Below are 11,502 nucleotides of genomic sequence, written 5' to 3'. Positions count from 1 at the left end.
CAACAACCTTTGTCACATATAGTTATACAAGATCGCGGCGAAAGACCGGTTCCGCGACTCAAATGGGCATTACGCGCCCACGGCATGCTCGATGCAAAACCCGTTCCGATTTGGGCAGAACTACCCATTTGGGCAGGATTGACGCCGCTGATTTTCGCGGGATCACGCAGCAGGATGTGCTGCCGTCACATACCGCGCGACCAGAACCGATCTAAATAACTCTGGATTTGAACGCGCAGTTATTTCTTTTCCATCACGCATTGCAGCGGATGCTGGTGCTTGCGGGCGAAGTCCATCACCTGCGTCACCTTGGTCTCGGCGATCTCGTAGGTGAATACGCCGCACTCGCCGATGCCGTGATGATGGACATGCAGCATGATCTTGGTCGCGGCCTCGATGTCCTTCTGGAAGAACTTCTCCAGCACATGGACGACGAATTCCATCGGCGTGTAGTCGTCGTTCAGGATCAGCACACGATACAGGTTCGGCCGTTTGGTCTTCGGCTTGACCTTGGTGATGACAGACGTATTCGGCCCCGTCGGTCCGCCCGAACGGTTCTCGTCATTGCTCATACGAGGAGCGTGGGCAGCGGCTTGCGCGGACAGGTCTAGTCTGAAAGTCAGGTGCGGCATGGCTCAGGCGTTCAAATTCCCCACGGAAGCGAGTGACGGTCAGCCGCGCGGCCCCTCCCTTCGGAGCTTTGCACGGGCGCGCCGCCTTGTTGGATCGTCGCTTCCAACCGGTCCGGTCAAGCCCGGCTCGATTGTAGGGAATATGGGCCCGCCCCCGGCTCGCCGCAAGCGTGCAACGGCCTGGCCGATATGGTCGAGGCAATCCCGATTCCCGGTCCGGCGATCCTAACCAAGGTTAGTCAATCCGGACCGATTTGACAAAAGTTTCGGCCGTCACCGTTTAGAACATCTTGACCAGGAACCCGGCCGTTAAGCGGCAGCGGCGATTTCGCGGGACACCTCCGGTTTTCTACGGACCAATCGAGCTGCCGTTCAATCGCGTGGCGCCAGGTGCGTATGCGCGTTGCCATGCTGCTCGACAACGCCGGCTCTGAGGGCCCAGGACGGCAAGATGTCGGCGATGCAGACGGCCGCGAAGAACCTGGTCGGTGAGCTCAGTGGCCTCGTGCTCGTCGTCGGCGGTCTCGATGCGCAGAACCGCTGGTGGTACAGCAATGCCTCGCAGATCGACACGCAGCGGAAGAAGCTGCGCGGCGACGCCAAGGCGGCGAGCATTGCGCGAGCGGCATCGACACGTTCGGTCCGGTGATGTCGGCGAGTGAGACCGTGTGGGGTTGACGTCGGTACGTCGCTGTCGAAGCCGCGCGCGGCGCGCTGAAGCGGATCTCTGTCGCGACAACAAAAAAGCCCGGCTGAACCAGCCGGGCTTTTCGATTCCAGGAGTTCCAGAGGACGTTAGTTGGCAGCCGGGGTGAACTTCGAAACGATGGTCTCGACCGGCTTGAACGCCTGCTTGGCGAGGTCGCTGTAAAGGCCGGCAATCTTCTGCGATTCCGCAACGAAGGTCTCGTAGCTGGACCGGGCGAAGTCGGTCTGCGCTTCCACGGCCTTGTCCAGCGACTTCACGCCGGAAAGCTTCTCGACGAAGGACTTGGTGTCTTCGAACGACTTCTTGGTGTAGTCGCCATACGCGCTGGCGATCGCCTGGAGGCCATGCTGCATCGAGGTCGCGGAAGCAACGCACTGCTCGAACTGCTCTTTCCCGTAGCTCTGAAAGTCTTCAACCTTGAACATTTCGGAATCCTTTTCCCTGGCTTTCGTCCGGAAGCCCCGGCTCCCTGACTCCGCCTAAAAATAGTGCAACGCACAAAAAAGTCAACAATATTGTGCGACGCACAAAACTAGATGTAAATCGCTGAGATTCCCGGGGTTTCCCGCAAGGGTTCCTTAAGCTTTTAGAAACCGCGGACCCCTACCCTGATTCCCTGGACGTGTTCAGCTTCCGTGAATGGTCAAAAGCCGTTCGAGAACATCACCTTAGCCAGAACAGCGGCTCAAGCCCAACGTTTCCCGCAGCGAACACCAGCGGAGAGACAGCCTGAGCAGGTAATGATCCCGGGTCGAGTGGGCACAATTTCGCCTCACGGGCCGGTGATCAAGTCAGAAACGGGGACGGGGTTTCATGCTTCGTAAAAACTTGTCTTCCTCGCGCTTGGCGCGGGTTGGCGTTTTCGGGCTTCTTACGGTCACCGCCGTAGTCATCTTCACCGATGCTGCCGAGGCACGGCGTCACCGGCGCCATTACGCGCACCACCGGGTGCAGCGCGATGTGTCCGACAGTTCCAGCCCGAAATTCGCATCGATCATCGTCGACGGCAATTCCGGCTCCGTACTCCAGGCAACGAGCCCAGACGGAATCCGCCACCCCGCCTCGCTCACCAAGATCATGACGCTCTATCTGCTGTTCGAGCGCCTCGAGTCCGGCAGGATGAAGCTCGACACCGAGATGCCGGTGTCGCAGCACGCCGCCGATCAGGATCCGACCAAGCTGAACCTGCGTGCCGGCCAGACCATCCGCGTCGAGGACGCGATCAAGGGTCTCGTCACCCGCTCCGCCAACGACGCCGCCGTGGTCATAGCCGAAGCCATCGCCGGCGACGAGGACGACTTCGCCACCATGATGACGCGCAAGGCCCGCTCGCTCGGCATGTCCAGGACGGTCTACCGCAACGCCAACGGCCTCCCCAACGACGAGCAGGTCACGACCGCACGCGACCAGGCCACGCTCGGCCGTGCCATCCAGGAGCGCTTCCCGCGCTACTACCGTTATTTCGCGACCTCGACGTTCAATTGGCGCGGACAGTCGATCCGCAACCATAACCACCTGCTCGGCAGCGTCGAGGGCGTGGACGGCATCAAGACCGGCTACACCCGCGCCTCCGGCTTCAACCTCGTGACCTCGATGCGTCGCGGCAACCGCCACCTGATCGGCGTGGTGCTCGGCGGCCGCAGCGGCGGCTCGCGCGACGCCACCATGCGTAACCTGCTCGCAGAGAACCTCGAGAAGGGCGCGACCACCCACACCGTCGTCGCCGTCACCGAGCGCAACGGCGCAGACGCCAATACCGATGTCGCCGATGCATCGGAGACCCCGGCCCGCCCCGCTCCGCAGGTCCAACAGGCGGCGGCCACCCCTGCCCCCGAAACGGCCCCGCAGCGTCTTGCCTCGCGCTTGTCGGCGCTGGCGGCCGCGACCGCCGCGATGCCGCCGGCTCAAGCCAGGCCGGACACCAGCAAGCCTGAGGTTCGGCCAACTGAATCCAGGATCGAGCCCGCGCCGCTCACCAATGGCGTGATCTCGAGCCAGCCGCTCTCCATCATCCCCGGCTCGTCCGAGCCGATGAAGCCGGTCCGGGTCAAGACGGTTCAGGTCAAGGCCGGCACCGTGAAGGTCGCCTCCGCCGCGCCGGCTCAGGTCGCACCGCAGGTCACGAGCACGATTGCAGCCCGCTCCGACGTCGCGGAGACTTCCGGCGCCGTCGTCGCCCGCGCCGATCTCATCAACAAGCCCGAGATGGCGAGCCAGCCGGAAGCGCCGAGGGCCGAGCTCACCCGCACCGAGATGCCCCGTCAGCCGGCGGGCTTCGGCACCGGCAATGGCATCCTCGGCGTGCTGCCGGCCGCACCGGCCGCCGCGCCCACTCCGGCTGCTGCGAAGCTCGCTTCGGCCGATCCTGTGCCGCAGCCGATCCAGATGAGCGCCACCACCAAGCCGGTCGCCACCCATAGCGGCTGGATCGTCCAGGTCGGCGCACTCGAGAGCGAGAACGAAGCCCAGCAGCGCATCGACGCCGCGCGCAGCTCGGCCCGCGGCCTGCTCAGCAAGGCCGACCCGTTCACCGAGCCGGTCCTCGCCAAGGACAATCGCAAGCTTTACCGGGCCCGTTTCGCCGGGCTCGAGCGGGACCAGGCCGAAGCCGTCTGCCGCGCCCTGAAGCGCGCCGACATCTCCTGCATCACCGTCCGCAACTGATCTGTCGTACCACTCCAATCAAAATGCCCGCGCCTTGCGCGGGCATTTTTGTTTGGGGATGCGGCGATGCCAGTTCCGCGACAACCTCTCGTCAAGGATTTACGGTTAAAACTTTACTCAAGGGATCGACCACGCCGACAAAGGCGGGCATCGGGGCGACGGCAGACAGAGCAAGTAGAGTCTACGCGGTACGGGCGTTTGTAGCGTAGTGCCGGAGTTAGCCGTTATGCGTGCGAAGCAGAGTATCCTTGGCCTCGTTCACACGGGCAGCGAGATACGTCGAGCCCCCCTGGTCGGGATGGAGTTTCTTCATCAGGGACTTGTGCGCCCGGCTGATGTCGTCGCGCCCCGCGCCCGGCTGCAGGCCAAGGATCTGATAGGCTTCCTCCGCCGTCATTTTGCCGCTCGGCGCCGTGCGGCGCTGCCGCCCTGCCGCATCGCCTTGCGCGTTCTGACGCCAAGCGGGAAACCGGCGGTCCAGATAGCTTTCAAGTAGCGCCACGCTCTCGGCGTCGAACGCCGGAGCCATCGCCAGCAGGCCAGCGAGATCGAACTCGTTGAGATCGCGCCCGGCGTGAGGGCCGGCGACGATCTGGCCGGCGAGCTGACCCGAATCGTGGTCGAGCCGCATGTCCAGGAATTGCGAACGTACGCGCGAGGCCTGTCCGGACGGCCGCGTTGCGCCACCGCCGAACAGCCCGCCGATATTGCCGAAGCCGGCATTCGCCAGCGGCGTCCAGCCCAGGAGCCCGGCGCCGAAAATCCCGAGCGGGATCGCCACCGCCAGCTCGCCCCGCAGGCCCGTGAACGCTGCGACCGCGAGCGCCACCACGCCACCACCGAACTTGATGGTGCGCGCCAGCACCGCCGGATTGGCGGAGCGGAACATCTGGAGCAGCAGATAAAGCGTGATAACGGCGACGGCGCCGGCGATCAGGGTCATGGCCGGAATATAGTCGCCCTCACGGCAAAATGCATGGCGTCCGTCTCCGGCGCGGGCCGCTACTTCATCTGCCCGATCAGCTTGGCCGCACCGCTCGCATTCTTGGCCAGTTTCAACAGCGCCTCGCGGCCGCCGGCCGCATAAGCTGCTGCAGCGCGCAGCAGTTCGCGGAGCTGCGCCGCCGCGCCGGGATCGAATCGGCACCAGGCCCCGCCGGTCAGCCGCGCGATCTCGCGAAAGGCCTGCTCGGCCACGGCGTCGGCGCCTTCCTGAAACACGAACACGGGGACCTTGAGCATGCCGAGCTCGCCGGCCTTGGCGCAGAGCTCGTCGACCTTCTCCTCCATGGCATCGCCGACGAAGACGACCGCACGCACGCCCGATGCGACCGCCTCGCGCCGCACGTCGCTCAGCACCTTGCCGATCTGGGTGTCGCCGCCGCGACAGTCGATCTTGCTCATCAACGTCGCGAGCTTGGCGCTGTCGGAAATCCAGCCCGTGGCACGACACTCGTTCAAGCCGCGATAGTAGACGAGCCGGATGTCGAGGCTGCCGATCGCTGCGGCCTCGCGGAACATGTCCGCCTGGAGCGCGCAGGCCATGTCCCAGGTCGGCTGCCGGCTCATCGTCGCATCCAGCGCGAAAATCAGTCGCCCCTTCGCGCCGGGGGCGTGCGGCGACAGCGCCCGCGCCTTGGCGACGAACGCGGCGATGTCCTCCGCGGTGCTGGCTTGAGGCAGCGTGCCGCCGGTTTGGCTCGAGACGGCATCACGGCCACGCGGTTTGACGGGTTCGCCGGGCATCCCTGCTCGCTTCTTGCGTGAGCGGCTAATGTGGATAGCGCCTGCGGCCCGGTCAATGTGCAAAGCCTCCGCGAGCGGATGCCGGCGGAGGCTTTGCAGGTCGTGCAGACGATCGGAGCGGTGTCGGTGTCCGCTGGTGTCGGTCTCAGCAGGTCGGTGTCAACTCTTGGCAGGCGCCATCAGAGCAACCGGACCGGGCTCCAGGATATTGGGCGGGGCCGAGCGCGTATCGACAGGCGCCACGCCGCTGTCGGTATCGGTCAGGAACTTGTCGAGCATGCCCTGGATCGAGTTCTTGGCCGCATCCGGACCGGTGTCGCGCATGTCGTTGTGCTGGAATTCAGTCTTCACGACCTGGATGCCGGCCTTCTCGCATTCCTCGTCGGTCGGGATGACACCGGCGTCGGTCTTGAACTGCGGATCCTGCGAACGGAACGACAGGATCTTGAACTTGCCGGCAGTGACGAAGGGCACGCGCAGATTGTCGAGCGTGACGACCTTCTTGACCTCATCCGGATACTGCTTGGCGAAATACATCGTGATGTCGCCGCCCATGGAGTGGCCGACCATCGTCACCCTGTCGTAATCGGCGTTGGGCTGAACCTTCTTCATCTCCTGCATGGCGAGATGGATGTTGGCAACGCCGCGCAGGATCTGCGGCAGCCGGCCGACATAGAGCTCGCCGGGCTTGGTCACCATGGGAGGATCGGTCGGCAAATCATGCTGCGGGCTTACGACCATGTAGCCGCGCGCCGCGAAGATGTTGGCGAGGAAGCCGTACTCGGTATTCTTGACGGTGTTGCCGTGATTGATCACTGCAACCGGCAGCGTGATCATGCCGGCATCGGCCTGCATTTCCTTGTCGCGGCGGACCGCGATATCGACAGGCACGGGACGGTTGTCGCGCGAGGCGTCGTAGAAGGTGATGGTCTCGTGCCTGATCGCCCACTTGCTCGCCGTGACATAGGCGACGCCGCAGAGGGCACTAACCGAAACCAGAACGGCAATTCCACGCTTCATTTTCGTCCTCAGCCTCAGGCTCTTGCGGCCTGAATCCCTGTTGAAAATCGTGTTCTTCCGGGGCTCTTCGGCCCCTGGTCGCCTATTCCCTAATATATGTCACAGCCGCGTGACAGGAAGCTTAAATATTGTGAACCTTCAGCCCTTTCATTGTGCGGCGCACGCGTTTCTTGGGCATCCCGTTCTCAGGCGGCTATGTCAGGTGCAGCCACCATCCTATGCAACCGGTCCCGATTTGGTGCAATTTCACGGTAAATACTGGGTGAAACGGCCAAGCCCGCACTCAGTTCCGGCGGGAACCGGCAGCTTCAATCGGCTGGAAGTAGCGATATACCGCCGCCTCAGGCGCCGAGGATGTCGTGGACCTCGAGCGGCTTGTCGACCTGGCTGAACCACTCGGCGCGATTTGCCGCACGGCGGCGGCCGCGTTCGTCGAGCGGCAGCTTGAGCTGACGGAGCAGGCCCGTCACCTCTTCCCGCGCGGTGAGATGGCCAAGGTTGGGCCGCATGCCGAGCGTTGCCTCGTCGATCTCGTCGAGCGCGGTCAGGCCGCGCGGAAAAAATTCGCGATAGACGACGCGCTCGGCGAAGCCGTCGACGTAGCGGAAGCCGAGCCGTAGCGACAAATCCTTGAGGCCCTCGGCGACGAGCTGCTTGTTGCGGGAGCCGAGCATCGACAGGCGGTTGCGCACGACGATCCAATCGGTGCTGGAGCCGTCGAGCTGGCGCCGCTTGCGCCTGACATCCCGCACCATCTCGGCATAGTGGCTCTCGCCCGTCACTGCGTAGTTGGCGGGATCGACGGTGCCGAGCACGTCGAAGTCGAGGAAGCTGTCGTTGATCGGCGTGACCAGCGTGTCGGCCATCGAGTGCGCCAAGCGCATCAGATAGCTGTCGGTGCCCGGCGTATCGATGACGATGAAGTCGAAATTGCTCTCGACCGCCGAGACCGCCTCCATGAACTGCAGGAACTCGGAATTCTCGTTCTCGGCGATCTGCATGGTCTCGCCGAGCTTGATGCAGCGATGCACCGGCAGCTCGAGGCCGAGGCCGGTGCGGCGCGCCCAGGCGGAACGGTTGCCGATGTAGCGGGTAAAGCTCTGCTGACGGCAGTCGAGGTCGATGGTGGCGACGCGCTGGCCGGCCTTCAGCAGCGCGACCGCGATGTGCAGGGCGGTGGTCGACTTGCCGGAGCCGCCTTTTTCGTTGCCGAGCACGACAACATGCGCCGAGCCGGATTGGCCTTGGCTAGCTTGCACAAGCATAGTGATCCTCAACACCCCTAATGAATATCTTCGAGTTGGCCGCGTCTGCGGTCAAGTGAAATGCGTGACAGTAAATGCAAATCGCACGCGCCGTTGTTCGACATGAATCACGGCGCCATCCCTCGCCTGTGATTCAGCCCACGATGTCGCGACATCATGCGCGGCCTCGCGCGGGATGCTGTGCCGCATCCGAATGCATGGCGTCCACGATCGACCCTTGTTAAGGTTAGCCGGCCGGGCGCCGGGACGCGCCCGCCTCCCATTCCCAACCTGTCGAGTCCTGATGTCACGAAGCCCCTTGATCGCCCGCACGGTCCCCGCCTTGCGACGCGCCGTCGACAATCTTCGCAAGCGAAAGGCCACGATCGCGCTGGTCCCGACCATGGGGGCCCTCCATGACGGGCATGTGTCGCTGGTGCGCCTCGCCAAGCGGCGCGCGAGTCGCGTCGTGGTGTCGATCTTCGTCAACCCGACCCAGTTCGCCCCGACCGAGGACTTTGGTGCCTATCCGCGCACCTGGAAGTCCGATCTCGCCAAGCTCGCCGCCGAGGACGTCGACATCGTCTGGCACCCCGGCGCCGAGGCGATGTATCCGGGCGGCTTTGCGACCCGCATCGTGCCGGAGGGGCCGGCGCTGGCCGGCCTGGAGGACCGCTTCAGGCCGCACTTCTTCGGCGGCGTCGCCACCGTCGTCGGCAAGTTGTTCACGCAGTGCCGGCCGGATGTCGCGATCTTCGGCGAGAAGGATTTTCAGCAGTTGCGGGTGGTGACGCAGATGGCGCGCGACCTCGACCTCGGCGTCAAGGTGACCGGCTCCCGCACCGTGCGCGAGCGTGATGGGCTCGCGATGTCTTCGCGCAACGTCTATCTCTCGCCGGAGGAGCGGCAGACCGCGACCACGCTTTACCGCGCCATGAAGGACAGCGCCGGGCGCATCCGCGCCGGCGAAGCGATCGCATCCGAGATGGCGCGCGGCGCCGGGATGATCACGGCGGCCGGCTTTGCGCTCGACTATTTCGAGGCGCGCCATGCCGAGACGCTCGCGCCGGTCACCTCGCGCAAGGACGGCCCGTTGCGGATCCTGGTGGCGGCCAAGCTCGGCACGACCCGGCTGATCGACAATATCGCGGTGTAACCGCCAGGGTCGATCTTGCGCGTTCCCTCGCCCGGATGGATGATCGGCGCGAGGGAACGGGCCGGCTGGCAGGGGCATGTCATTCATCCGCACGATGATCGTGAACGGCGTGCTGGCGCTTGTCGCCGCGACTGCCGCCCAGGCGCAACAGCGCCCGCCGGTCGGCCTGTACGGGTCGCCGCCGGATGCGATGATCTTCTACGTCGCCCATGGCCCCGCCGGGGCCTGCGGACCGGGCTGCTCCGACTGGATCGCCGCCGAGGGCACGGTGCAATGGGACAGCTACAAGCGGCGGATCGCGATTCTCGATCGCCAGGCGGGACACAAGCTGCCGCTCGTCATCCATAGCTGGGGCAGCTCCAACCTCAATGTTGCAGTCAGCATGGGCCGCATCCTGCGCGACCGCGGCCTGGATGCCACCGCCGGCGCGACCGAGGTCGAGGCCTGCGCCGGCAAGCCGGAAGCCGATTGTTTTGCGCTGAAGCGCCCGGGCGGGCCGCTCGGTGCCAAGGTGTCCTTGCCGGATCCGGCATGCGATTTCGCGTGCGTCCTCATGCTCGCGGGCGGGGTGCATCGCAGCCTCCCGCAGGGGGCGACGGTGGTGCTGACCGGCCGCTCCATCCGCAATCGCCGCGCGCCCAACGTGGCGCCCGAACAGCGCGAGAGCCTGACGGCGATCTTTGGCGAGCAGTATCGCAAGTACCTGCTCGAGATGGGCGTCGAGCCCGAACTGGTCGACATCATCGACGCCATCGGGGAAGGCGGGCGTCCGGTCGTGATGCCGCCCTCCGACTGGGCGCGGCTGCACATCGTCACGTCGCCATGAGCGCCGCGTCAGAGCAGTCCGAGATCGCGCAGCTCGCGCCGCATCGGCTCCGGCATCGCCGCGATCGAGCCGGCGGCCGACTTGCCGAGATCGGGCGGCACGGAATCATCGCTGAGATAGCGCCAGCCCTGGAACGGCCGCATCGGCCGCGGCGATACCGAGATCAGCTTCGGCTGCATCACGATCCGGCAACGGCCGATGCCGTCCTTGTCGCGGAACGGCTCGATGCCGATGATCTTTTCCCGCGCGGCGATCTCGCCCTTGATCACCCAGTAGAGCGATCCGCCCGCCAGGATCTCGGCGTCGCGCTTGGGCACCATGCGGGTGATGTGGATGTGATGTTGCGGCAGACCTTTCTTCTTGGCGGTCTGCATCCGTTCGGCGATCCATCCCTTCAATTCCTTGACGGAGTCGCAGCCGACGGCGAGCTTGATCAGATGTAGCGGCATGCCCCAGCATTAGCCGGGCAGCCACGCATTTGGAATGCCAAACTATTCCTTATCCGCAGCCGCAGGAGCCGGGGCTGGGGCCGGCGGGGCGAGCGGAACCGGTGCTGCCGCCGGCGCACGCGCGGCCTTCGGTGCCGGCGGCTTCTTCGCAGCCGGCGCCGCTGGAGCAGCGGCCTGCGCCGAGGTCGGAGCGGACGGGCGCGGCGCCGAGGCTGCGCCTCCGGCAGGCGCAGCCTGTCGCACCGCCGCCGTGGGCGGCTCCGGATTCATGATGCTCACCGGCGGCGTCGATGACGCGCTCGGGAACTCCGCATTGGTCGGCCTGCCCGTCGGCATCGATGGCGGCATCCCGGCAAGCGCCGCGGTGGCCGGCATCGCCGGTCCCGTTGCCGTTGCGGGCGCGTTCCAGCCTGGCGCATAGCGTGCGACCAGCGTGTCGTAGAGATGGGAATCCATGTTGGCGGCGACCCGCTGCTGATCGGTCAGCGAGCGGAAGGCGGAGCAGTCGAACTGCGTGCAGCCGTCGCGTGCGACCAGCACCTGCGCGACGAGACCGTAGCGGTCGCGCTCCAGCGCCTTGCGCAGCACCTTCATGTCCAGCGTCAGGCTCTTCTCGGCGGTCGCGGCATCGCCGAGCGCGGTGAGTCGGTCGATCCGCGCGGCGGTGTAGGAGACGGCCGCTGCCGCCGCGTCAGGCGAGCCGAACAGCGCCTTCTCGCAACCGATCGCCACGGCATTGCCGGCGAGATCGTCGAGACAGGACAACGCCGGCAGGCTGGCGACGACCGCTGCCTGCGCGCGCGCCTCGCCCGGAGCCGCCACCTCCGCCGGACCATGAACGCGCACGGTGGCAGCCACGGCGATGGCAATGGAAAGCAGCGCGATGACCGTCAGCGCGCCGTTGGCAACCGACCTTTCGGCGCGCAGCAGCGTGATCAGGAGGATCAGTCCGAGGAAGCCGGCGGCTACCAGGATCATCCACATCGGTACGGCCTGCGAGCGCCCGATCTGGTCGAACGAAGTGGCCCATGCCCAGTTCATGCGCGACGTCCCCTC

12 protein-coding genes are annotated in these 11,502 nt (G+C 65.3%); 4 read left to right on the top strand and 8 right to left on the bottom strand.

The window, feature by feature from the left end:
• Nucleotides 1-239 precede the first annotated feature (239 nt).
• A complete protein-coding gene (gene clpS / locus AC5ZFO_RS10055) occupies nt 240-572 on the bottom strand; it encodes an ATP-dependent Clp protease adapter ClpS (protein ID WP_014494655.1) in 333 nt (110 codons plus the stop codon).
• Nucleotides 573-1,083: 511 nt separating this feature from the next.
• Here clpS and AC5ZFO_RS10050 point away from each other — a divergent pair.
• A complete protein-coding gene (locus AC5ZFO_RS10050; RefSeq protein ID WP_282520957.1) occupies nt 1,084-1,281 on the top strand; it encodes a hypothetical protein in 198 nt (65 codons plus the stop codon).
• Nucleotides 1,282-1,427: 146 nt separating this feature from the next.
• Here AC5ZFO_RS10050 and AC5ZFO_RS10045 read toward each other — a convergent pair whose 3' ends face one another.
• Nucleotides 1,428-1,766, bottom strand: coding sequence for a phasin family protein (locus AC5ZFO_RS10045; RefSeq protein WP_014494653.1), 339 nt, complete (start codon nt 1,764-1,766; stop codon nt 1,428-1,430).
• Nucleotides 1,767-2,154: 388 nt separating this feature from the next.
• Between AC5ZFO_RS10045 and AC5ZFO_RS10040 the strand changes: the two genes are divergently transcribed.
• Nucleotides 2,155-4,005 carry a D-alanyl-D-alanine carboxypeptidase gene (locus AC5ZFO_RS10040; protein WP_282520958.1) on the top strand — a complete coding sequence of 617 codons (1,851 nt, stop codon included), beginning with the start codon at nt 2,155-2,157 and terminating at the stop codon, nt 4,003-4,005.
• Between the two features lie 217 nt (nt 4,006-4,222).
• Here AC5ZFO_RS10040 and AC5ZFO_RS10035 read toward each other — a convergent pair whose 3' ends face one another.
• The 4 genes from AC5ZFO_RS10035 to AC5ZFO_RS10020 all read right to left on the bottom strand — a co-directional run bounded on the left by AC5ZFO_RS10035 (nt 4,223) and on the right by AC5ZFO_RS10020 (nt 8,036).
• On the bottom strand, nt 4,223-4,948 hold the full coding sequence (locus tag AC5ZFO_RS10035; RefSeq protein ID WP_282520959.1) for a DnaJ domain-containing protein: 726 nt from the start codon (nt 4,946-4,948) through the stop codon (nt 4,223-4,225).
• A gap of 59 nt (nt 4,949-5,007) precedes the next feature.
• On the bottom strand, nt 5,008-5,751 hold the full coding sequence (locus AC5ZFO_RS10030) for a vWA domain-containing protein (protein ID WP_282520960.1): 744 nt from the start codon (nt 5,749-5,751) through the stop codon (nt 5,008-5,010).
• Between the two features lie 159 nt (nt 5,752-5,910).
• Entirely contained in the window at nt 5,911-6,771 is an 861-nt protein-coding gene (locus AC5ZFO_RS10025; RefSeq protein ID WP_282520961.1) for an alpha/beta fold hydrolase, read from the bottom strand.
• Nucleotides 6,772-7,112: 341 nt separating this feature from the next.
• A complete protein-coding gene (locus tag AC5ZFO_RS10020; protein ID WP_014494648.1) occupies nt 7,113-8,036 on the bottom strand; it encodes a division plane positioning ATPase MipZ in 924 nt (307 codons plus the stop codon).
• Nucleotides 8,037-8,319: 283 nt separating this feature from the next.
• Here AC5ZFO_RS10020 and panC point away from each other — a divergent pair, with 283 nt between their 5' ends.
• Both panC and AC5ZFO_RS10010 read left to right on the top strand, forming a co-directional pair.
• A complete protein-coding gene (panC, locus tag AC5ZFO_RS10015) occupies nt 8,320-9,171 on the top strand; it encodes a pantoate--beta-alanine ligase (RefSeq protein WP_282520962.1) in 852 nt (283 codons plus the stop codon).
• Between the two features lie 76 nt (nt 9,172-9,247).
• Entirely contained in the window at nt 9,248-9,997 is a 750-nt protein-coding gene (locus AC5ZFO_RS10010) for a COG3904 family protein (protein WP_282520963.1), read from the top strand.
• 8 nt (nt 9,998-10,005) lie between these two features.
• Here the strand turns inward: AC5ZFO_RS10010 and AC5ZFO_RS10005 are convergent, their stop codons facing one another.
• Nucleotides 10,006-10,446 carry a DUF1489 family protein gene (locus AC5ZFO_RS10005; RefSeq protein WP_282520964.1) on the bottom strand — a complete coding sequence of 147 codons (441 nt, stop codon included), beginning with the start codon at nt 10,444-10,446 and terminating at the stop codon, nt 10,006-10,008.
• Nucleotides 10,447-10,488: 42 nt separating this feature from the next.
• Entirely contained in the window at nt 10,489-11,487 is a 999-nt protein-coding gene (locus tag AC5ZFO_RS10000) for a hypothetical protein (RefSeq protein ID WP_282520965.1), read from the bottom strand.
• Between the last annotated feature and the right edge of the window lie 15 nt (nt 11,488-11,502).

Source organism: Bradyrhizobium sp. Unk1 (genome assembly GCF_059512345.1).
Note: the sequence above shows the minus strand (reverse complement) of the source record. Positions and strands in the feature narration are given on the sequence as shown.